We start from the raw sequence: 20503 nt of genomic DNA on the forward strand, positions 1-20503 counted from the left end.
AAAAATCGATTTTCAAGAGCCGCGGCGTCGTCAGTGCGACAACAGGCGGATGACCTGACCTGATGCGCCTTAGAATTCACGCGCCAGCTTGGCGTCTGCGGAATGCCGGTTGCCGCCGCGAACCGCGAAGAACAGGAAAATCGCAGCCCACAGAATCGATTTTTCCGCGCCGCCCAGACCTTCCGCCTTTACGATGCCGTGAAAATAAACCGTTACCAAAAGAACGATCATCGCCGCGAAGGATGCCGGCCGTGTGAACAGGCCGATGGCGACCAGAATGCCGCCGAAAAATTCCGTGGCGGCAAGCAGCGGCGACCAGAAGACGCCGGGATAAAAACCGAGGCTCTCCACCATGCCGACTGCGCCGAAAGGATTGACGATCTTGCCGAAACCATGGGTGACGAGGAGAAGCCCGGCAGTAACGCGCAGGATCGTCTCCACCAGATCGTGTGTCGCATTATAAAGCGGTGCGACCGCCGGAACGAAAAGACGCTGACGATTATTCTCGAACTGGGCCATAGGATCTCCACGTTTCAGCCTTCGACAGCTTCTCTGTTCGCAAAGCCGCATGATAAGAACAAGCGTACGCCAGGTAAAAACATGAGTATTATGGTTGACATTATCGTGAACATTATTGCCACCGGGCGATGAAGGAGACCTGAGGATGACCGAGACCAAACCCCGCATAACCATCCGCTATTGCACGCAATGCAACTGGCTGCTTCGGGCAGGCTGGATGGCGCAGGAAATCCTGCAGACCTTCGCTTCCGATGTCGGCGAAGTCAGCCTCGTTCCCTCAACCGGCGGCCTGTTCGAGATCACCGTGGACGGCACGACCATATGGGAACGCAAACGCGATGGCGGTTTTCCCGGCCCAAAAGAACTCAAACAGAGAATCCGTGACATCATCGACCCGCAGCGCGACCTCGGCCATGTGGACAGAACGAAGCATGAAGGGCTCGACACCTGACCCGGCGACATGTTTCAACAGCCCCAACCAAGTTTTTTCCCTTTAAAATCAATGATCGTCATAAAAGTTCAAAAAGTCTGTTGACACCGGGCGGCTGCCCTCGTACATCGCTCTCCGTCGCCCAGATGGCGGAATTGGTAGACGCGCCAGCTTCAGGTGCTGGTACTCGCAAGGGTGTGGAGGTTCGAGTCCTCTTCTGGGCACCATTCCATTTTTGATCTTAGCCAGATCAAGAACTTAGCCGAAAAAACAGCAACATATAGCCGACCGGTAAACGCCGGGGAGCGTGTTGCTTTTTCGCCTTTTCCACTTACAGAAAAGCTACGAACAGGCCGCTTCCGTTTTTGTCGGGAGGCCTGTTGTCCTGTCTGAAATATGATCGACCTTGTCTGTTATGGCTGAGCGTCTTTATCGCCACTATTTTGCGAATGCTGTTCGCAATTCGGCGTACAGGACAGAACTGTCCGCTCCGTCTGCCGGAAAACACGCACCGTATTGCCCTCGTCGATGGAGACGAGAATGCGTTCATCCACGATTGGATTGCCATCGGCATCCAGAAGCACGAGATTGGTCGTGCCGAAACTGCGACCCGTCAGAACAATTGTGGTGGCATCGGCAACCGTGGCATCGGCGACTTTGGAGTTGCCGACGATAACCTTGCTGACGGCGCGGTCGAGACGAAGGACACGGGCGTGATTCATCGAAACGCGCAATATGTCATCTTCAGCAAAAGCGGGCTGCAGCGAACCCGATAGAAAGACGGACAAGCCGACCACAATTTTCGCCAGTTTTCCGGATGACACGCGTTTGGCCCTTGCTCACTACCCGCACTTTATTGTTCCACAGAATGCGCGGTTTTAGTGAATGAAGCGTTAAATGGCGGAAATCAGCAACGAGGATGGTAACCATTCGTAATGTATTGATATTTTCACGCCTCTCCGCCCCGCGTCAAAACTGAACAGCTACACCTCTTTCAAAGGAAACTTTGCCGAAAGAGAGAAATGGTCAGCGCCTGAATATATTTGTTTATCAGCAAATATAAAAATGCAGACAATACTTTTTGTTTTTATTTACCAAGAGAAACTCATCCTGCCGTTTACTTTGAGTTAATCGTTTTTTTTAAGCGCTTGGAAATCGCTCCGCTGTAGTTTGAACCCAACCGAACAACGGAGAACAGTTGTCGGCGTGCTGAACCAACACAAGTTAGGAGAGACCCTATGACCAAGATTTTCGCTCGTTTCCTCAAGGATGAATCCGGTGCGACCGCTATCGAATACGGCCTGATCGCTGCCCTTATCTCTGTTGCCATTATCGGCGGCGCCAAGACCCTGGGCACCAGCCTCAGCACCCAGTTCACGAACCTGGGCAGCTACATGAACGTTGCGAAAAACCCAGGTTGAAACTGGATTTCATTGTGTTGCGCTGGCTGCCGTCGGCGCAACACAATCCGTAACCATAGGTAGATTTAAAAATCATGACAGTTGCGGCGATATTCCTTATACTTCCATTATGCCTCAGCTTCGCCGCGCTGAACGACCTCTTCACCATGACGATTCCCAACAGGATACCGCTCATCCTGTTATTTTCCTTTATAATCGTCGCGCCCGTTTCAGGCATGGACTGGCAAACTTTTGCCCTTAGTTTTGCCGCTGGTACCGCAGTTTTTGCCGCCTGTTTTGCGCTCTTTGCCGCCAATGTCATGGGCGGGGGAGATGCGAAGCTCTTGACCGCCGCAGCAGTCTGGTATGGCTTCAATATCTCCGTCATCGAATTCCTGCTCGCAGTGACCTTTATCGGTGGTGCTTTGACGATCGGCATCCTTCTTTTGCGGACACGCTCAAGAGAAATCATGGCGGCCGGAATTCCGGTACCCGATTCCCTGCTTGTGGCAAAAAAAATCCCTTACGGTATCGGCATAGCGATAGCTGGTCTTCTAACCTATGGGGAAACACCACTTGTCAAGGCAGCCATTGCGAGCCTTTCTTGAGTAACCTTGAGCGTTAAGCATCGGTTAACTACAAATCCAAGCATAATATTAACCATAATTATACCAATCGCGCGCCATCCTGACGGGAGAAGAATCTGATTCCCTCAAGGATCGAGCATGAAACCGTCGCGTATCGTCATTCTGTCCGTTGCTCTGGTGGCCGCCGGTCTTGCCGGTGTTGTCGCCATGCAAATTTCCGGCGCGAAGCAGGTCATCGAAAAAGCAGAAACGATCATCCAGAAGGAGCCGACGGTCAACGTTCTCGTTTCGTCGGTCAACCTGCCCGTCGGCAGCCGCCTGAACGACAACTCCGTGCGCTGGACACCCTGGCCACAGGGCAATGTGGTCGACAGTTTCATAACGGAAGCGAAAAGGCCCGACGCCATCACCGAACTCACCGGCGCGGTCGTGCGGCTACCTCTCTTCGAAGGTGAGCCGATCCGGCCGGAAAAAGTGGTCGATTCCAGCACGCGCATCATGTCCTCCCTTTTGCCGGCCGGAAAACGCGCCGTCGCCACCGAGATTTCCGTCTCGACAGGCGCAGGCGGTTTCGTACTGCCGAACGACCGGGTCGATGTGATCATGGTCCGCAAGGGCGATAACAACAACTTTCTGACCGAAAATGTTTTGAACAATGTTCGTGTCCTGGCGATCGATCAGCAGATCAAGGAAGGCGAGGACGGAACGTCGGCGGTGGTCGGCGCAACCGCTACACTCGAACTGACCCCGGAGCAGGCAAAGATCATCACCGTGGCGCAACAGATGGCGGATCGTCTCACACTCGCCTTGCGCTCCGTCGCCGATGCACAGGAAAACGACACGCTTTCGGCCGGATATCTTCTCAATGGAGGTTCCGGACAACCGGAAATTCAGGTGATCAAATCCGGCTCGATCGTGAAAAGCGGTCAAGGAGCATCACAATGACCGGGGAGCTCATGACAAACCGTCTAAAACAACGCCTGCGTTCATCGATGGCGGGTGGGCTCGCATTCTGCCTGACCTTTTCAGGTGTTCCCGGCCAGCATTCCCCCGGGTTTCTGCGCGTCAGCGAAGCAGAGGCGCAAAGCGCGAGCGTCGTGCGGATTACCGAAAGCGGCGCTGGCACTCGCAAGCGCCTGAACCTGGGCTTGAACAAGGCGCTGGTTATCGACCTGCCAGAGGATGCCCACGACATTCTTGTTGCCGATCCAAGTCTTGCCGATGCCGTGACCCGCACATCAAGACGCATCTATCTCTTCGGTAAAACGGTGGGACAGACCAACATCTTCATCTTTGGTGAAAATGGCCGGGAAATCGTCAGCCTCGACCTGGAGGTCGAGCGCGACATCTCCGGGCTCGAGGCCAATATCCGCCGTTTCATTCCGGAGTCGGATATCAAGGTAGAAATCGTCTCGGACAACATCGTCCTTACGGGATCCGTGCGTACACCGCAGGACTCCGCCCGCGCCGTTCAACTTGCCGACGCCTTTCTAAAAGGCGGCGAGGCCACCACCCGCAATATATCGCTGACGGGCGGCGACAATGGCGGCGATGCGGCGATTTTTGCCGAGCGCCGACAGGTATCGCAAATCGTCAACATGCTGACGATCGAAGGTGAAGATCAGGTGACGCTGAAGGTCACCGTTGCCGAAGTCAGCAGACAGGTTCTGAAGCAACTCGGCTTCAACGGGTCGATCGGCAGTACAACGAGCGGCAATGGTTTCGAATTCGCAAATCCGTCCAATCTCGGCAACGCGATCGATGGAGCGTCCCGGATCGCCAGTGGTGCGATTGGTTCTGGCTCCCTCAGGTTCGCTTCCTACCTCAACGCCATGGAGCAGGCCGGCGTGATGCGCACCCTGGCAGAGCCGAGCCTGACAGCCATTTCCGGCGAGCAGGCCAAATTTTACGTGGGCGGTGACTTCCGACTTGCCGCTACACAAGAAATCGAGATTGATAGCGAGACGAAACAGCCGAGCAAAGTCATACGCGAGACAGAGACGGTAGATTACGGCATCACCTTGAACTTCAAGCCGGTGGTGCTTTCACCGGGCAGAATAAGTCTCAAGATCGAGACCAACGTGTCCGAACCTACCTATGAAGGAAATGTCGTCACCGGTAATTACGGGCGGGGCATTCCAGGCTCGACCTATATGTCCGTGCGCAAGCGCGAGACCTCCACGACGGTCGAACTTCCCTCGGGAGGATCGATCGTGATCGCGGGCCTTGTTCAGGACAACGTTCGGCAAGCTATGTCCGGGCTGCCGGGCATCTCGAAAATTCCGATTTTCGGCACGCTTTTCCGCAGCAAGGACTTCCTGCGCAACGAAACGGAACTGGTCATCATCGCCACGCCCTATCTGGTGCGGCCCGTTGCCCGCAATCAGATCGCCCGGCCAGACGATAACTTCAATCCGGAAAACGACGCCGCCATGTATTTCATGAACCGCGTCAACAAGGTCTATGGCCGCAAGGATCAGGTTCAGGCGGCGCCCTATCAGGGGTCAGTGGGGTTCATCTACAAATGACGACACGCACACAAAATCCCCTCTTCACAGCAAGCCCGGTCAGGGCAGGAAACGTCATGAAGGAACCCTATTCCTCCTTTTCCCCCTACCTTTCCGGAAGACGGACCGGCCTCGTCGTCGTTGCCGCGCTTGCCGCTGGCCTTTTGCAGGGCTGCGCGCGCGACCCGATGACCACCAACGCCATTCCTGACGATTATCGCACACGCCACCCGATTACCCTGTCGGAAGCGGAGCATTCGCTGGATATTCCGGTCTCGGCCAGCGACAGCCGGCTGACCACAGCGATGGCGGATAATGTCCGCGGTTTTGCCCAGAATTATGCGTCAATGTCGACCGGGATCATCAATATTCAGACCCCGTCAGGATCGGCCAATTCGGCGGCGGCATCACGAATGGCGAAACAGATCCGCTCGACGCTTTCCGGTGCGGGTGTGGCGCCGGGCAAGATCATGGAGACGCGTTATGCCGCTTCCCCGAATGGCGACGCCTCTCCCATCCGTCTGAGCTATGTCGCCGTTACCGCCATGACCGGCCAGTGCGGGCAATGGCCAGAGGATCTTTCAGACAATACCTTCGCCAACAAGAACTGGTACAATTTCGGGTGCGCTTCCCAAAGCAATCTCGCGGCGCAGATTGCCAATCCCATGGATCTGGTCGGCCCGCGCGGCATGAGCCCGATCGATGCCGAGCGCCGCGCGGTCGTCATCGACACCTATCGCGGCAAGACTTCGACCGCGGCAACAGATTGATGCAGACCCAACATTTGTCACGGCAGGAAAGACGATGAGCGCTGTAGAATACGATATCAAGCCTAGCGGCGGCGCAGAAGCCGAACCGTCGGTGCGCGCTTCGGATATGGATCGCCTGCGCCCCCTGCCCCGTATTTCCGTTCACGCTTTCTGCGTCAGCGACAACATGCAAGGCGTCATGGACGCATTGTCCAGCGACCGGCGCATGAGCAAGGTTACCCTGCGGGTGACGAAGGGCGATATCAATGCGGCAGCCACGATGTTTTCCACGTCGCCCACGCCCAATCTCATCATTCTTGAAACGGCAAGCTCAACCGCCTCGCTGCTGGACGATCTCACACCCCTGGCGGAAGTTTGCGATCCCTCCACCCGTGTCATCATCGTCGGCCGACACAACGACATAACGCTTTACCGCGATCTCATCCGCAACGGCATTTCCGAATATCTCGTCGCCCCGGTCAATATGGCCGATCTTCTGGCTTCGATCGCTGCGATCTTCGTCGATCCGGAGGCGGAGCCGCTGGGTCGCAACATCGCCTTCATTGGCGCCAAGGGCGGCGTAGGTTCATCGACCATCGCGCATAATTGCGCCTTCGGCATTTCAAGTCTCTTCTCCACAGAAACCATTCTGGCGGATATGGACCTTGCCTATGGGACGGCGAATATCGATTTCGATCAGGACCCTGCCCAGGGCATGGCTGAAGCGGTCTTTTCGCCGGAGCGGCTGGACGAGGTATTTCTCGACCGTCTTTTGACGAAATGTTCCGATCATCTGTCGCTGCTGGCGGCACCGTCTCTTCTCGACAGAACCTACGATCTCGATCGTCAGGCTTTTCTGCCGATCCTCGAGGTTCTACAGCGCAGTGCCCCGGTTGCGGTTCTCGATCTTCCCCACCAATGGTGCGACTGGACGCGGGCAGTCCTTTCGGAAGCCGATGAGGTGGTCATAACGGCGGTTCCCGATCTGGCAAATCTGCGCAATACGAAGAACCTCTTCGACGCACTGATCAAGCTGAGACCCAACGATAAATTGCCGCATCTCGTTCTCAATCAGGTCGGCATGCCCAAGCGTCCGGAAATCGCGCCGGCGGATTTCCTTGAGCCGCTGGAAATCGAGCCGATCGCGATCATTCCGTTCGACGCACAATTGTTCGGAAATGCCGCCAATAGCGGCCGTATGATCAGCGAGATGGATGAAAAATCCCAGACGGCGGAAACCTTTTCGCAAATCGCCCATACCATCACAGGCCGCTCCGTGCTGCGCAAAAGCAGGCGTGGCGGTCTGGAAAAACTGAAGAATATTCTCAAGCGCAAGTAGGTCTTCTGCCTGCGTCCTTAGACGGAAACGCCGATGTTCGGAAAACGCGGGCCTGAAGGCCCAGCCAGAAGCACGAAGCCGGATCATGCTGCACCTGTGTCCACGCAGGTGATGACAGCGCCTGAGCCTCGTTCTGCTGCAATTGACACTCTTGAACCCGGCCAATCACCAGTGGTGCGCCAGGCGGCAACGAGCGCACCGCCCGCGCAGAGAAAACGCGCCCGCACGGAAGATTACTACAATACCAAGAGCCAGGTATTTTCCGCGCTTATCGATACGATCGACCTTTCGCAGCTCGCCAAACTCGACGCGGAGAGCGCGCGCGAGGAAATTCGCGATATCGTCAACGACATTATCACGATCAAGAACTTCGCCATGTCGATTGCCGAGCAGGAAGAGCTGCTCGAAGATATCTGCAACGACGTTCTTGGTTACGGGCCGCTGGAGCCGCTTCTCGCACGCGACGACATTGCCGATATCATGGTCAACGGTTCCGGCCAGACCTTCATCGAAGTCGGCGGTAAAACCATCGAATCCGATATCCGCTTTCGTGACAATGCGCAGTTGCTTTCCATCTGCCAGCGCATCGTCAGCCAGGTCGGCCGACGCGTGGATGAGTCGAGCCCGATATGCGACGCGCGCCTGCCGGACGGATCGCGCGTCAACGTCATCGCTCCGCCGCTTGCCATCGACGGCCCGGCGCTGACGATCCGAAAATTCAAGAAGGACAAGCTGACACTCGACCAGCTCGTACGTTTCGGAGCGATCACGCCGGAAGGCGCAACATTGCTCAAGATTATCGGTCGCGTCCGCTGCAATGTCGTCATCTCGGGCGGCACCGGCTCGGGTAAGACGACGCTTCTCAACTGCCTGACGAGCTTCATCGACAGGGATGAACGCGTTATCACCTGCGAAGACACCGCCGAACTTCAGCTGCAGCAGCCGCATGTGGTGAGGCTCGAAACACGTCCGCCCAATATCGAAGGGGAAGGCGAGATCACCATGCGCGATCTGGTCAAGAACTGCCTTCGCATGCGGCCCGAACGCATCATCGTCGGCGAAGTGCGCGGACCGGAAGTTTTCGACCTTCTCCAGGCCATGAACACCGGTCACGACGGTTCGATGGGAACACTTCACGCCAATACGCCACGCGAATGCCTCAGCCGTATCGAATCGATGATCGCCATGGGCGGCTTCACCCTGCCGGCCAAGACCGTGCGTGAAATCATTTCGGGATCGATCGATGTCGTCATTCAGGCGGCGCGTCTGCGTGACGGCTCGCGCCGGATAACGCAGATTACGGAAGTGATCGGCATGGAAGGCGATGTCATCGTCACCCAGGATCTGATGCGATACGAAATCGAAGGCGAAGATGCGAATGGCAAGCTGATCGGCAGGCACGTATCGACCGGCATCAGCAAGCCCAATTTCTGGGATCGTGCACGCTATTACGGCGAAGAGAAACGTCTGGCGGCCGCGCTCGATGAAATGGAAAAGACATCCTAAGGGAAAGCGACTGCCATGGACCCGACAATAGTGTTACTGGCCGTACTTGTCGCCATCTCGGCAGGAGCACTCGCCTACGTCTTTCTTTTCCAGCAGATAGAGGTCGAGAAAAAGACCACAAGCCGTTTCAAGCGGGTGCAGGCCGCAGAGACGGATCACGTAAATATCAAAGCTGCACGCGATCGGGTCCAGGAACTCAGCAAGCGCCGCAAATCCATGCAGGACAGCCTGCGGGATATGGAAAAAAAACAAAATGAAAAGGCGAAAAAAGCAAAAAATGTGAGCCTGCGCGACAAACTCGTACAGGCTGGGCTGGCAATTTCCGTTCGGCAATTCCACCTTCTAAGCGTCGGCGCGGCGGCTTGCGCCGCTTTTATTGCACTTATCTATGGTCTGTCGTTATTGACCGCTCTCCTCATAGCAGCCGTTGCGGCCTTGGGATTGCCACGCTGGGTATTGGCATTTCTCCTCAAGCGCCGGCAAAAAAAATTCCTCGAGGAGTTCCCCAATGCGCTTGATGTCATGTGCCGCTCGATCAAGTCGGGTTTGCCGCTGAACGACGCGGTACGCCTGATCGCCTCGGACGGCCAGGAACCGGTGAAAACGGAGTTTCAGCGGGTTGTCGATGCGCAGCAGGTGGGTATCGGAATCCCACAGGGTATCGAGCGCATGATGCTGACCATGCCGCTTTTCGAAGTCAGCTTCTTCAGCACCGTCATCAATATCCAGGCACAGGCAGGTGGTAATCTTTCGGAGGCATTGTCCAACCTTTCAAGGGTATTACGCGACCGAAGAAAAATGCGCGCCAAAGTGAATGCCCTGTCCATGGAAGCGAAAGCATCTGCCGTCATTATCGGCGCATTGCCTTTTATTGTTATGGTGCTGGTGCACTTCACGTCGCCGGACTATCTCTCGGTGCTTTTCACCGATGTGCGGGGCCACATCATTCTGGGCGCATCCGGACTATGGATGCTCATCGGGATTTTCATCATGCGCCAAATGATCAATTTCGATATCTGAGGGGCGACTATGACAGCAAATCTGCTTTCTCGTCTGACAGACCCGCAGACGATTATCGCCATCCTCGTCACACTGGCGGTTTTCGCGACCCTCTATACGCTGATCATGCCTTTTTTCGAACGGAAAGACTTCGCCAAGCGCATGAAAGCCGTATCGTCAGAGCGGGAACTCATTCGCAGCCGCGAGCGCGAGCGTCTGGCAACCGCGACCAGAGAGGGTAAAACCTCCCTTCGCAGCAATAACAACAAATCCGCACGGCGCATCGTTGAAAAATTCAATCTTCGCGAAGCGCTTGCCGACAAGAACACGATGAACAAGCTGCGCGCCGCCGGTTTCCGTTCACAGAATGCGCTCAATACATTTCTTGCTGCCCGGTTCGTCTTGCCGTTCATTTTCCTGGCCGTGGCATTCACCTGGGTTTTCATTCTCGGAAACCTGGCTGATCAGGCTTTTGTCGTTCGGCTGATGGCGGTGCTTCTCTTCGGCTATGTCGGCTTTTACGCCCCCAATATCTATGTTTCGAACCGCATGACCAAGCGGCAGGCCTCGATCAAGCGGGCATGGCCGGATGCACTTGACCTGATGCTGATCTGCATCGAATCCGGCGTATCGATGGAAGCAGCCATGCGCCGCGTGGCGGAAGAGATGGGTGAACAGTCGCCTGAACTGGCGGAAGAAATGATCCTGACGACAGCGGAACTATCCTTCCTGCAGGACAGGCGCATGGCCCTTGAGAATTTCGGTATGCGCACCCAGCTGGAAGGCGTCAAAAGCGTGGTGCAGGCCCTTATCCAGGCGGAGCGGTACGGCACCCCGCTCGCTCAGGCCCTGCGTGTTCTCGCGCAGGAAGGCCGGGACGAGCGAATGAATGAAGCCGAGAAAAAGGCGGCTGCACTGCCGCCGAAACTGACCGTGCCGATGATCCTGTTTTTTCTGCCGGTACTCATCGCCGTCATTCTTGGGCCGGCCGGCCTTCGAGTCATGGATACGTTCTGACGAAGACACGCGCCGGCAGGTCGAGTGGAACAGAAGTCATAGCGTTGCAGGATCGCGCCGGTACAACCGAAAGCGTATCAACCAGCCGGCTTGCCGTCCTTTTTCGCCAGTTGCTGCCAGGAGTTCTGCTGAGAAAGCATGGCACGCAGATAGGTGAGGTTTGCCTGCGCCTGCTGTGGCGAGAGTTCCTGAACCGCGATGCGCTCGGCTTCGGCAAAGCGGCCCTGTAGACCGACCACGAGCGCGAGGTTCTGGCGAACGCGGCTATCGGCGCCCGGCTGGGCGATGGCGGATTGCAGATATGTTTCGGCAGTGCGCGGATCGCTCGACAGGACATAGGACATGCCGAGATTGGACAACACGCTCGGATCGTTCGGCTTCAGGTCAAGCGCCTGCCTGTAGCGGGAACGCGCCTCGTTCGAGCGTCCAAGCTGATCGAGCACGGCGCCCTCGGCGGAATAAAGCCGCCAGTCGGGCCGGTCCGGCGTCTGTGCCCGCTGGATGGTCGAAAGCGCCTGCTCCAGCTGGCCGGCGGCGGCCTGCGATTTGCCATAGGCGGCAAGCACATCGCGGTCGGCCGGATTGGCGATGGCGATCTGCTGCATGACGGCGAGAGCCTGTGTGTTCTTGCCGGTCATCATCAGCACGCTGGCATAATTCATGCCGATCGATTTATCCTTGGGACTGCGTTCATAGGCTTTGCCGGCGCTTTCCTCCGCCTGCCGAAGCTGCTCCATGTTCATGTGATCATAGGAGCGTGTGGCGGCGGGAATGGAGCCGGTGGACATGCGATCAGGCTTGTTGGTGCCCGCGCATCCTGAAATCGCAAGAACCAATGCGGCAAGACACGCTCCCCGCAGCAACCCTGTCCGGCCTGTCTCGCCCAAAGAAAATGCAGTCATGGCAGCGCCCCCGCCCAAGAATGATCAATCTTGCGCCCGACACACGACAGACTCACATGACGCAACTTTCGCTTAAGCAATAATCTGTTAACCCTAACAGAGCGTTAATCGCACCGATTCTCGACATTTACGGAAGCATACAATGGCGCCCTATCAGTTCATCGAACGCCCAACCCCTTTCAGCTCCAAGGCCGGCAGCACATTGCCGGTTTTCGCCGTCACGCCGGCCCATATCGAACAGGGCGCCATCGATCCTGTCGCTCTGGATTGGGCGAAGAAGGCGGGGTTCAAGGCGGAGGCAGGCGCTATCCTCCTCGTTCCTTCCGCCGATGGTTCGCTGGGCGGCGTGCTTCTCGGACTTGGCGGCAATCCCTCGGAAATCCCCTTCATCACCGGGAAACTCGCCCGTGAGCTGCCGGAAGGCGAGTGGCACATCGAGACCGCACCACTGACGGCCAATCGCCTCGCTCTCGGTTTCGGTCTCGGCAGCTACCGCTTCGACAAATACAAGACCACCAAGACGAACGGGGCAAAGCTCCTTATTCCGCAGGACGCGGAAGACGGCGAGATCAAGCGCGTTCTGGCCGGCGTTTTCCTTGCGCGCGACCTCATCAATGTTCCGGCCAATGATATGGGACCGGATGAGCTTGAGATTGCCTTCCGCGCGCTTGCCGCCCATTACAAGGCAAAGGTGAAGGTCACCACCGGTGATGATCTGCTCAAGGAAAACTTACCGCTGATCCATGCTGTCGGCCGGGCCAGCGAAAGCGCGCCGCGGCTTCTGGAGATGAACTGGGGCAAGAAGGGCAATCCGCGCCTCACTCTCGTCGGCAAGGGCGTCTGCTTCGATACAGGCGGCCTCGATATCAAACCCGCCGCTTCCATGGCGCTGATGAAGAAGGATATGGGAGGTGCGGCCAATGTGCTCGGCCTTGCGCTGATGATCATGGATGCGAAGCTGCCGGTCGATCTTCGCGTTCTCGTGCCCGCGGTCGAAAACTCCATCTCCTCCAATGCCTTCCGCCCTGGCGATATCTACCGCAGCCGCAAGGGGCTGACGGTGCAGATCGACAATACCGACGCTGAAGGCCGTCTTGTTCTGGCGGATGCGCTGGCCTATGCGGACGAAGATGCGCCGGACCTGATGATCGACATGGCGACGCTGACTGGCGCTGCCCGCGTCGCGCTCGGCCCGGATCTGCCGCCATTCTACACCGATGACGAGGATCTGGCGCATGATATCGCGGAAGCCAGCATCGACACGGACGATCCGCTGTGGCGCATGCCGCTCTATATGGGCTACGACAAGGATATCCGCTCACGCGCAGCCGATATCACCAACGCGCCTTCGGGCGGCATGGGCGGATCGATCACCGCCGCCCTGTTCCTGAAGCGTTTCGTCACCAATACCAGGCGCTGGGCGCATTTCGATATTTACGGCTGGTCTCTGAGCGAGAGGCATCATTCATCGATCGGCGGGGAGGCGCAGGGTATCCGCGCACTCTTCCATTACATCGCACACCAGTTCGCGAAGTAATCTGCTGATAGGTGCAGGCTTCCACGGGCGCTTCCTCAACCGGAGCGCCCGTTCTCAATTTAGAGCATTTCCGGGCGGAAAACCGGGCTCCACTTTTACTGGAAAGGCTTTAAACCAGAACCTTCTGTTCCTTGTGGTCTTCTTCGCCGAAGAACTTCAGGTAACGCTCCACTTCGGCCGGGTCACCGGTGGCCTTTTGCGGATTGTCCGAGAGTTTCACGGCCGGCCGGCCATTGGCGTCGCTCACCTTGCAGACGATGGAAATCGGCTTGAGGCTGGCGATGGTTTTTGGCGCGCAACCGGCAAAATCATTGGTGAGGTTGGTGCCCCAGCCGAAGCTCATGCGAACGCGGCCTTCGAAATGCCTGTAGGTATCGATGATGGCGTCGACATCGAGACCGTCGGAGAAGATAAGCATCTTCTTGCGCGGATCGCGGCCCATCTTCTGCCACCACTCGATGATCTTTTCGCCGCCTTCGATCGGCGGCGCGCTGTCGGGACGGAAACCCGTCCAGTCTGCCACCCATTCCGGCGCGTTGCGCAGGAATGCCGCCGTGCCGAAGGCGTCCGGCAGCACGATCAGCAGGTTGCCGCCATAAAGCCGGTTCCAGTCCTTCAGAACCTGATAGGGTGCTGCAGCCAGCTCCTCATCCGTCTGCGCCAGCGCCGCGACGACCATCGGCAGTTCATGCGCGTTCGTGCCCACGGCTTCGAGATCGGAATCCATGGCGAGCAGGACGTTACTCGTACCGGTAAAGGCAGGCCCGATGCCTTCCTTCAGCGCTTCGACGCACCAGCGTTGCCAAAGGAAGCTGTGGCGGCGGCGGGTGCCGAAATCGGAAATGCGCAGGCCCGGCAGTTCCCGCAGCCGCTCGACCTTCTCCCACATCTTGGCCTTTGCGCGCGCATAAAGCACATCGAGCGTGAAATAACCGAGCGAGCGCATGGCGCTGCGCGATCGCAACTCGTTGATGATGGCGAGCGCCGGAATTTCCCAGAGCGTCGTATCCATCCAGCGGCCATGAAAATTCAGCTCATACTGTCCGTCGCGCTTGAAAAGCTCATATTCCGGCAATTGATAGCTAGACAGCCAGGAGAGGAATTCCGGCTCGAAAATCTGCGAGCGACCGTAAAACGTGTTACCCGCGAGCCAGATGTTTTCCTTCTTGGAAAGACGCAGGGTGCGTGCATGATCGAGCTGTTCGCGCAGCTCCATCTCGTCGATCTCTTCCGCCAGCCGCACCGTCTTCGTGCGGTTGATCAGCGAAAACGTCGCGTCGACTTCCGGATAGAGTTTCCAGATCATCTGCAACATCAAGAGCTTGTAGAAATCCGTATCGATCAGGCTGCGGACGATAGGGTCGAGTTTCCAAGTATGATTATGGACACGGGTGGCTATATCGGTCTTCGTCATACTCGCATTCCCCAATATCGGCCAAAGGTCAGAATAGCCGATGTCACTCCGCACCCCGGCAGGTATCAACCTGTCATGCGGAAGATTTATCTGAAAAAGCGACAACAAGTCCAGAGCACCGGCCAGGCAAATGCCCGCCGCCACCGCTCACGCATCGATTTTCCGAAGACCGTAATGGGGTTTTCGGTCCGCTGCTGGAGCGATGCCGCTTCAGAAGGTCGGGTCTACGGGGTTTATGCCGGGATACCAGTCCTTGGAAACCGGGTTTCTGCCACCGAAGCTGGAAATTCCGTTTTCATCGGTGCAACGGTAACCCTGAATGGGAAGTCCACGGCTGCCGAAAACATTCCGGTAGGGGCCGCGCGAATATCCGGTCGAGCCAAGTGCGCTGTGGCAATTGTAACGGACCTTTGGCTGCAGCGTGCGCGGATCCTTGACGCCGGGCAGGTTTGCGTAGGCATCCGGCGCGGGGGCAAAACCATTCTGGAAAACAGTCTGCGCCTGCGCTGACGCGCTCAGCAAAACCGCCGCAAAGATCGCTGCCAATCGTGTCGCCGTTCTTGTCTTCATCGATGCCGGTTCCGTACCATTATCCAGCCGATGTAGGCGGTCGGCGGCTCTCGCACAAAGGGCCGGACAGGCACAATTTCGTGAAAGCCGCCTTTTCAGTCTTCCAGGCGGCGGAAAGCCGTCGGCTTTTCGTAAAGCCAGCCGATGCGCTCGATGGCCGCATCGAGATTTTCGCGTGCGACATTCATCGTATGGCCATTGGCATGCAGCAGCGTTTCCTCGTTTTCCATGAGGCCGACATGGCCCTTCCAGAAGACGAGATCGCCGCGGCGTAATTCATCCCGCTCTATTTCCACGCCGAGCGACTTCACCTGCATGTCGGTATCGCGCAGAACCCGCCGGCCCGTCATGGCCATGGAAAGCTGCACGAGGCCGGAACAATCGATACCGAAGCCGGAACGGCCGCCCCAGAGATAGGGGGTCTCGATAAAGCGCAGCGCCACCGCCACATAATCTTCCTCAAGCGCCGCATCGACGGCGCGGCAATGGGCGGCGATGATGCCTTCGCCCTTTTCGGTCAGCAGGTAACGGGTGCCGCGTGTCTCCGCCTCACCGACGATGCGGATGAGACTGCCCATGGACAGCGCTGCGACCGGCGGTTTGCGCAATTCAGCGGCTGGATAGAGAAAAGTGCGTGGTGCAATCACCCGATGGGTGGCGACAACGACATCGCCAATCGCCGTTTCCGGCAAATAGCCGGCATAACCATCCGCATCCGCCTGCACCCATGCCCAGCCGTTCGCGTGCTCGAAAACACGGATGGTTTCGCCAGACAGCAGCTCGGTATCGATGCCGACGGCAAGGTCCGGCGTGGGCCGCAGGCCAACAACCGGCACCGCGATCTGCGCGGGCGAGCCGCTGACAAAACGTTCGGCCTGCACCACGCCCTGCAGCTTTTCATCGGCGAGATCGGAGCGGAAGACATTCAGGCGGCGGTCGAGCATCATGGGTTTCACATCCAGAGGTTAGATCTTGCGTGCCTGATCAATAATCAGATCGCCGAATTTTTCCAGATAAAGCGCACCGGCCACGGTGCGTTTTATTACGACATTGCGCTTATCCCGCTCATCCCGAACCCGGTCGACCAGTCCGAGAGCACCGAGACTGTCGAGGGCGCGGGTAATAACCGGTTTGGTCACACCCAGCATGGCGGCGAGGCCCCGCACGGTGTGCGGCGGCGGCACAAGATAAATCTGCAGCAGGATGGCGGTTTGACGCAAGGTCAAATCCGGCTGATCGTCAATGACCTGCGCCGTGGATACACGATGCCAGAGACCCAGGGCCTCCGTGGGCGACAATTGTGCAGGCAAACCGTGACCCTTCCAGTCGTTGTCTTATCGTTTTCATTCAACCGAACGGAAAACTCAAGAACCATCCCGCACAAACAGAACCGCCGCACGGCGCAGATCAGAAAGATCGCGCGGCGCGGCGGTATTTGCTGACCCGTTTTCGAGCCATAATGTCCCCTCTGGACTTGCAGAATGAGATGCAGGAAGCGTGCCAGTTTTGATGCAGCGCACAAATACTCTTAAAAACAGCAACTTAAGGCAAAAATTCCACCTTGTGGCGAAATTTTTCGCAAAGGATAAACAGCAACAAAAACAGGCAAAAAATAATTCAATGCTTAAAAACTGCCTTCCGCCGCGACAGCGGAAGGCATGGGTAATTGCGGATCAGATCTCCGCGCCGCGCGCGGCATCGACCGCATCGGCACTCTGTCGCCGGTTATAGCGGATCGACGACCAGAGCGAGATGCCGATCAGGCCCGCGCCGCCAAGGCCAGTTATGACCTCCGGAATATGCACCATGGTCTGCACGTACATGATGACGGACAGGATGAGGATTGCATAAAAGGCGCCGTGCTCCAGATAGCGATATTCGGCCAAGGTTCCCTTCTCGACCAGCATGATGGTCATCGAACGCACATACATGGCACCGATGCCGAGGCCGATGGCGATGATGAAGAGGTTCTGCGTCAGCGCGAAAGCGCCGATAACGCCGTCGAAGGAGAAGCTGGCATCCAGCACTTCGAGATAAAGAAACGCACCGAAGCCGCCTTTCGCCGCGCCTTCCAGCATTTCCTGGCTGCGGTCGAGAATGCCGCCGACGACTTCCACCAGCAGGAAGGTCAAAAGACCCCAGATCGCCGAATGGAAGAAGGTGTTGGCCGCGACCGGACCGAGCTCCGGATTGTCGCTAGCACCGATGATGCGGGAAAAGATCAGCATGACGACCAGCACGAAGGCAATCTCGATGCCCTTGACGGAGGAATAGATTGCAGCCTTTTCCTCAATCCAGCGCACCCAGTGCACGTCCTTTTCATGGTCGAAGAAGAAGTTGAGACCGACCATCATCAGGAAGGTGCCGCCGAAAGCCGCAATCGGCAGATGGGCGTCACGCATGATTTCCGCGTAACGTTCCGGCTGCGTGGCCGCCATGACAATCGCCGTCCACGGGCCGACATTGGCCGCGACGACCACGATGAGCAGCGGGAAGACGATACGCATGCCGAAAACGGCAATCAGGATACCCCAGGTCAGGAAGCGGTGCTGCCAGACCGGTGTCATATCCTTCAGCTTATTGGCGTTAACGATGGCGTTGTCGAAGGAGAGCGAGATTTCCAGCACCGCCAGCACGACGCAGATGAAGAAGATCGTCGCCGTGCCGCCGACCGTTCCGGTCATTTCCCAACCGAGATAACCGCCGAGGATCAAACCGACCACGGTGACGATAAAGGCCCACTTGAAGTAGGTAAGGGTGTTTTTCTGGGCAGCGCTCATGTCCGGTCGCCTCCCATAACGAGGGCGTTCACGGACCGACGCAGGGCGTCAGGCCGCACGCAGAAAGCACGCGCGCGAAGCACATTCAGGTTTTTCATAGTTTTTAATCCGCCGGCCAATTTTTGCAGGCGGTACCGACATCGCGAGAGCGCCGTAAAACTCTCGCCAGAGGGGCCCGGCACCTTTGTTTCCTCTGCCGTTGCGAGACAAATCATCGCAGGGCTCTTTCTTACTCCCCGAAGATCACGCCTTCGTCAAGTCCCGTGATCGTGATCGAGGCTATGAGAAAGATCAAACCTGCTCCGCGGCCAGTCCTTCAGCGGTTTCGCGGCGGCGTTTGAGAGTATTTTCGCGGAAGAAGATATAAAGGCCGGAAAGAACGATCAGACCCGCGCCGACGACGATACTCGTCTGCGGCACATCGCCGAAGAACAGCCAGCCGAAAATCACCGCCCAGAGCAGCAGCGTATATTGCAGCGGTGCGACGGTTGCGGCATCGGCGAGTTTAAGCGCCCGGTTGACCAGCACATGCGCCGTCATGGCGACGACGCCGAGCAGGCCGAGGAAGGCGAGATCGAAACTGGACTGAACCGGCAGCCATCCCGATGGCGTGAGGAATACCGCGACAATGCCCGCAAGCGCTGCGCCGATGATCTGCCAGAAGGCAAGCACCGTATCCGGCGTATTGCGCAGCTGACGGCCAGACAACATCATGAAGGCAAAGGCGGCGCTGCCGAGGATGGAAAAGAGTGCGGCGGAGGTGAGGCTTGCCGAACTGGGCTTGAGCGCAAAGAGAACGCCGACAAAACCGATGGCGATGGCAGTCCAGCGACGCCAGCCCACTTTTTCTCCGAGCAGAAACGGCGAAAGCGCCGCCACATAGATGGGGGCGGCCAGCCAATAGGTCATGACATCGGCGAGCGGCAGGGCCGCGACCGCGAAATAGAAACAGAAAAGCTCGGCGGTGGAGAAGAAGACGCGCGCAAACTGAAGGCCGGGACGCTCAATTCTGACAAGGCCGGAGAGGCCGGCACGCCAGACGATCGGAACGAGGATAATAAGCGCCGCCGCGCTGCGAATGAGGATCACCTGACCCTGGCTATAGGTGGCTACGAGCCATTTCCCCATGGCGTCGTTCAGTGCGAAAAGCAGCATTCCAAGCAGCATGACGGCCACGCCGAGGCCAGTCGGCGAAAGCTTACGTATCATAGACATGTCAGTTCCGATCTCTCCCAATGGCTGCATTGGTCGTCCAGCCAGCCATCCTTTGTCAAGCCCCGAACGGCCGGGCCCGAACAATTAATAGTACTAATAATATCGACATGTGGGATGTCAGGTGAAGATTCGCCGTTCTTCGGCTACGAGTTCCTGGAGAAAATCGACCACCGTGCGGACGCGGACCAGTTGACGGGCGGATTCGTGATAGGCCGTCCAGTAGGACCGGCTGATGGTGAGTTGCGGCATGATACGCAGAAGTTCGGGATATTGCCCGGCGATGTAATTATGCAGGATGCCGATACCCGCACCGGAACGCACCGCCTCGGTCTGCCCGGTGGCGCTGGAGATTTCGAAGGCGGCGTCCCAGTCGCGCATGATCTCACCGGTAAAGTTCAGTGAAGGCGAAAAGATCAGGTCCTCTACGTAGCCGATCCGCCGGTGGCGCTTCAGCGCCTCGACATCATCAGGCGTTCCATAATCGGCCAGATAATCCGCCGAGGCATAGAGGCCCAGCGAATAATCGGTGAGCTTCGAAAACATCAGCCTGCCCTGCTCCGGCCTTTCGATGGTGATGGCGATATCGGCCTCACGCTGTGACAGGGAGAAAGAGCGCGGCACCGGCACGAGCTGGATTTTCAGATCGGGATAACGCGCCGTCAACCGACCGAGCCTTGGCGCGAGGAAAGAAACGCCGAGACCATCCGGCGCGCCGATGCGCACCGTTCCCGCCACCGCCGTATCGACGCGGCCGAGATTTGCCTGGGCATTCAGCATTTCGGTTTCCATGCGCTCGGCCCCGGCAAGAAGGCGCTGCCCCTCTTCGGTCAGCTCGCAGCCATTGGTGCTCCGCAGGAAGAGCTGCGTGCCGATGGCCGCTTCCAGTGCGGAAATGCGCCGGCTGAGGGTGGCATGGTTGACGCCAAGCTTTCTGGCCGCCGAAAGAAACTGGCCGCTTCGCGCCACGCTTAGAAACAAACGCACATCATCCCAGTTCATGGCACCCTCCTTATGTCTATTTTTGCACAATGG

The 20503-nt window shown here is 57.5% G+C and carries 21 protein-coding genes and 1 tRNA gene; 12 read left to right on the forward strand and 10 right to left on the reverse strand.

All coding sequences use genetic code 11. The features are described 5' to 3' along the window. Window positions 1-69: 69 nt before the first annotated feature. Entirely contained in the window at window positions 70-519 is a 450-nt protein-coding gene (locus I3J13_RS04955; RefSeq protein ID WP_003524478.1) for a DoxX family protein, read from the reverse strand. Window positions 520-664: 145 nt separating this feature from the next. On the opposite strand from I3J13_RS04955, the gene I3J13_RS04960 reads away from it, so the two are divergent. Next, window positions 665-970: an Rdx family protein gene (locus I3J13_RS04960; protein ID WP_020808445.1), complete on the forward strand. Its 306-nt coding sequence runs from the start codon at window positions 665-667 to the stop codon at window positions 968-970. A 119-nt stretch (window positions 971-1089) separates the two neighbouring features. Beyond that, a tRNA-Leu gene (locus tag I3J13_RS04965) sits at window positions 1090-1176 on the forward strand. Between the two features lie 186 nt (window positions 1177-1362). Here the strand turns inward: I3J13_RS04965 and I3J13_RS04970 are convergent. Next, window positions 1363-1773, reverse strand: coding sequence for a pilus assembly protein N-terminal domain-containing protein (locus I3J13_RS04970; protein ID WP_020812471.1), 411 nt, complete (start codon window positions 1771-1773; stop codon window positions 1363-1365). Between the two features lie 414 nt (window positions 1774-2187). On the opposite strand from I3J13_RS04970, the gene I3J13_RS04975 reads away from it, so the two are divergent. From I3J13_RS04975 to I3J13_RS05015, 9 genes are all read left to right on the forward strand, one after another. Then, window positions 2188-2370, forward strand: a complete 183-nt coding sequence (locus tag I3J13_RS04975) for a Flp family type IVb pilin (protein ID WP_196378158.1) — start codon at window positions 2188-2190, stop codon at window positions 2368-2370. A gap of 74 nt (window positions 2371-2444) precedes the next feature. After that, the gene (locus I3J13_RS04980; protein WP_196378159.1) at window positions 2445-2957 is read left to right on the forward strand and encodes an A24 family peptidase; all 513 of its coding nucleotides are present in this window, start codon (window positions 2445-2447) and stop codon (window positions 2955-2957) included. A gap of 117 nt (window positions 2958-3074) precedes the next feature. Continuing rightward, window positions 3075-3881 carry a Flp pilus assembly protein CpaB gene (cpaB, locus tag I3J13_RS04985; RefSeq protein ID WP_196378160.1) on the forward strand — a complete coding sequence of 269 codons (807 nt, stop codon included), beginning with the start codon at window positions 3075-3077 and terminating at the stop codon, window positions 3879-3881. Window positions 3882-3892: 11 nt separating this feature from the next. Further along, window positions 3893-5464 (forward strand): type II and III secretion system protein family protein, encoded by a 1572-nt coding sequence (locus I3J13_RS04990; RefSeq protein ID WP_416172038.1) that lies wholly within the window; start codon window positions 3893-3895, stop codon window positions 5462-5464. 56 nt (window positions 5465-5520) lie between these two features. Beyond that, a complete protein-coding gene (locus I3J13_RS04995; RefSeq protein ID WP_078051408.1) occupies window positions 5521-6213 on the forward strand; it encodes a CpaD family pilus assembly protein in 693 nt (230 codons plus the stop codon). Between the two features lie 34 nt (window positions 6214-6247). Next, on the forward strand, window positions 6248-7531 hold the full coding sequence (locus tag I3J13_RS05000) for a CpaE/TadZ family protein (RefSeq protein WP_196378162.1): 1284 nt from the start codon (window positions 6248-6250) through the stop codon (window positions 7529-7531). A gap of 33 nt (window positions 7532-7564) precedes the next feature. Further along, window positions 7565-9037, forward strand: a complete 1473-nt coding sequence (locus I3J13_RS05005; RefSeq protein ID WP_080852822.1) for a TadA family conjugal transfer-associated ATPase — start codon at window positions 7565-7567, stop codon at window positions 9035-9037. 15 nt (window positions 9038-9052) lie between these two features. Next, entirely contained in the window at window positions 9053-10057 is a 1005-nt protein-coding gene (locus I3J13_RS05010) for a type II secretion system F family protein (protein WP_142780020.1), read from the forward strand. 9 nt (window positions 10058-10066) lie between these two features. Continuing rightward, complete coding sequence (locus I3J13_RS05015) at window positions 10067-11053, forward strand: type II secretion system F family protein (protein WP_080852824.1); 987 nt, start codon at window positions 10067-10069, stop codon at window positions 11051-11053. A gap of 77 nt (window positions 11054-11130) precedes the next feature. Here I3J13_RS05015 and I3J13_RS05020 read toward each other — a convergent pair whose 3' ends face one another. After that, window positions 11131-11841, reverse strand: a complete 711-nt coding sequence (locus I3J13_RS05020; RefSeq protein WP_196378238.1) for a tetratricopeptide repeat protein — start codon at window positions 11839-11841, stop codon at window positions 11131-11133. Window positions 11842-12097: 256 nt separating this feature from the next. Here I3J13_RS05020 and I3J13_RS05025 point away from each other — a divergent pair, with 256 nt between their 5' ends. Further along, window positions 12098-13492, forward strand: a complete 1395-nt coding sequence (locus tag I3J13_RS05025; protein ID WP_035264577.1) for a leucyl aminopeptidase family protein — start codon at window positions 12098-12100, stop codon at window positions 13490-13492. A 109-nt stretch (window positions 13493-13601) separates the two neighbouring features. Here I3J13_RS05025 and pncB read toward each other — a convergent pair whose 3' ends face one another. The 7 genes from pncB to I3J13_RS05060 form a co-directional block, all read right to left on the reverse strand. Then, window positions 13602-14906, reverse strand: coding sequence for a nicotinate phosphoribosyltransferase (gene pncB, locus I3J13_RS05030; RefSeq protein WP_065654709.1), 1305 nt, complete (start codon window positions 14904-14906; stop codon window positions 13602-13604). A gap of 210 nt (window positions 14907-15116) precedes the next feature. Beyond that, the gene (locus tag I3J13_RS05035) at window positions 15117-15476 is read right to left on the reverse strand and encodes a hypothetical protein (protein WP_196378163.1); all 360 of its coding nucleotides are present in this window, start codon (window positions 15474-15476) and stop codon (window positions 15117-15119) included. A 95-nt stretch (window positions 15477-15571) separates the two neighbouring features. After that, window positions 15572-16423: a C40 family peptidase gene (locus I3J13_RS05040; protein ID WP_196378164.1), complete on the reverse strand. Its 852-nt coding sequence runs from the start codon at window positions 16421-16423 to the stop codon at window positions 15572-15574. Between the two features lie 18 nt (window positions 16424-16441). Continuing rightward, window positions 16442-16786, reverse strand: a complete 345-nt coding sequence (locus I3J13_RS05045) for a MarR family winged helix-turn-helix transcriptional regulator (protein WP_003524457.1) — start codon at window positions 16784-16786, stop codon at window positions 16442-16444. A 363-nt stretch (window positions 16787-17149) separates the two neighbouring features. After that, window positions 17150-18256: a DUF475 domain-containing protein gene (locus I3J13_RS05050; RefSeq protein WP_003524456.1), complete on the reverse strand. Its 1107-nt coding sequence runs from the start codon at window positions 18254-18256 to the stop codon at window positions 17150-17152. Between the two features lie 291 nt (window positions 18257-18547). Next, window positions 18548-19465, reverse strand: a complete 918-nt coding sequence (locus I3J13_RS05055) for a DMT family transporter (protein WP_196378239.1) — start codon at window positions 19463-19465, stop codon at window positions 18548-18550. 123 nt (window positions 19466-19588) lie between these two features. Continuing rightward, the gene (locus tag I3J13_RS05060) at window positions 19589-20470 is read right to left on the reverse strand and encodes a LysR family transcriptional regulator (protein ID WP_077984612.1); all 882 of its coding nucleotides are present in this window, start codon (window positions 20468-20470) and stop codon (window positions 19589-19591) included. Between the last annotated feature and the right edge of the window lie 33 nt (window positions 20471-20503).

The organism is Agrobacterium leguminum, assembly GCF_015704895.1.
In the GTDB taxonomy this organism is placed as follows: Bacteria; Pseudomonadota; Alphaproteobacteria; order Rhizobiales; family Rhizobiaceae; genus Agrobacterium; species Agrobacterium leguminum.

Bases quoted from the DNA above. Each gene is read 5' to 3' on its own strand.
- I3J13_RS05005 (WP_080852822.1), top strand. From the start codon at position 7,565: ATGTTCGGAAAACGCGGGCCTGAAGGCCCAGCCAGAAGCACGAAGCCG.
- I3J13_RS05025 (WP_035264577.1), top strand. From the start codon at position 12,098: ATGGCGCCCTATCAGTTCATCGAACGCCCAACCCCTTTCAGCTCCAAG.
- I3J13_RS05015 (WP_080852824.1), top strand. From the start codon at position 10,067: ATGACAGCAAATCTGCTTTCTCGTCTGACAGACCCGCAGACGATTATC.
- I3J13_RS05055 (WP_196378239.1), bottom strand. From the start codon at position 19,465: ATGATACGTAAGCTTTCGCCGACTGGCCTCGGCGTGGCCGTCATGCTG.
- I3J13_RS04955 (WP_003524478.1), bottom strand. From the start codon at position 519: ATGGCCCAGTTCGAGAATAATCGTCAGCGTCTTTTCGTTCCGGCGGTC.
- I3J13_RS05000 (WP_196378162.1), top strand. From the start codon at position 6,248: ATGAGCGCTGTAGAATACGATATCAAGCCTAGCGGCGGCGCAGAAGCC.
- cpaB (WP_196378160.1), top strand. From the start codon at position 3,075: ATGAAACCGTCGCGTATCGTCATTCTGTCCGTTGCTCTGGTGGCCGCC.
- I3J13_RS04960 (WP_020808445.1), top strand. From the start codon at position 665: ATGACCGAGACCAAACCCCGCATAACCATCCGCTATTGCACGCAATGC.
- pncB (WP_065654709.1), bottom strand. From the start codon at position 14,906: ATGACGAAGACCGATATAGCCACCCGTGTCCATAATCATACTTGGAAA.
- I3J13_RS05050 (WP_003524456.1), bottom strand. From the start codon at position 18,256: ATGAGCGCTGCCCAGAAAAACACCCTTACCTACTTCAAGTGGGCCTTT.
- I3J13_RS05035 (WP_196378163.1), bottom strand. From the start codon at position 15,476: ATGAAGACAAGAACGGCGACACGATTGGCAGCGATCTTTGCGGCGGTT.
- I3J13_RS04995 (WP_078051408.1), top strand. From the start codon at position 5,521: ATGAAGGAACCCTATTCCTCCTTTTCCCCCTACCTTTCCGGAAGACGG.
- I3J13_RS05020 (WP_196378238.1), bottom strand. From the start codon at position 11,841: ATGTCCACCGGCTCCATTCCCGCCGCCACACGCTCCTATGATCACATG.
- I3J13_RS04990 (WP_416172038.1), top strand. From the start codon at position 3,893: ATGACAAACCGTCTAAAACAACGCCTGCGTTCATCGATGGCGGGTGGG.
- I3J13_RS05060 (WP_077984612.1), bottom strand. From the start codon at position 20,470: ATGAACTGGGATGATGTGCGTTTGTTTCTAAGCGTGGCGCGAAGCGGC.
- I3J13_RS05040 (WP_196378164.1), bottom strand. From the start codon at position 16,423: ATGATGCTCGACCGCCGCCTGAATGTCTTCCGCTCCGATCTCGCCGAT.
- I3J13_RS04975 (WP_196378158.1), top strand. From the start codon at position 2,188: ATGACCAAGATTTTCGCTCGTTTCCTCAAGGATGAATCCGGTGCGACC.
- I3J13_RS04980 (WP_196378159.1), top strand. From the start codon at position 2,445: ATGACAGTTGCGGCGATATTCCTTATACTTCCATTATGCCTCAGCTTC.
- I3J13_RS05010 (WP_142780020.1), top strand. From the start codon at position 9,053: ATGGACCCGACAATAGTGTTACTGGCCGTACTTGTCGCCATCTCGGCA.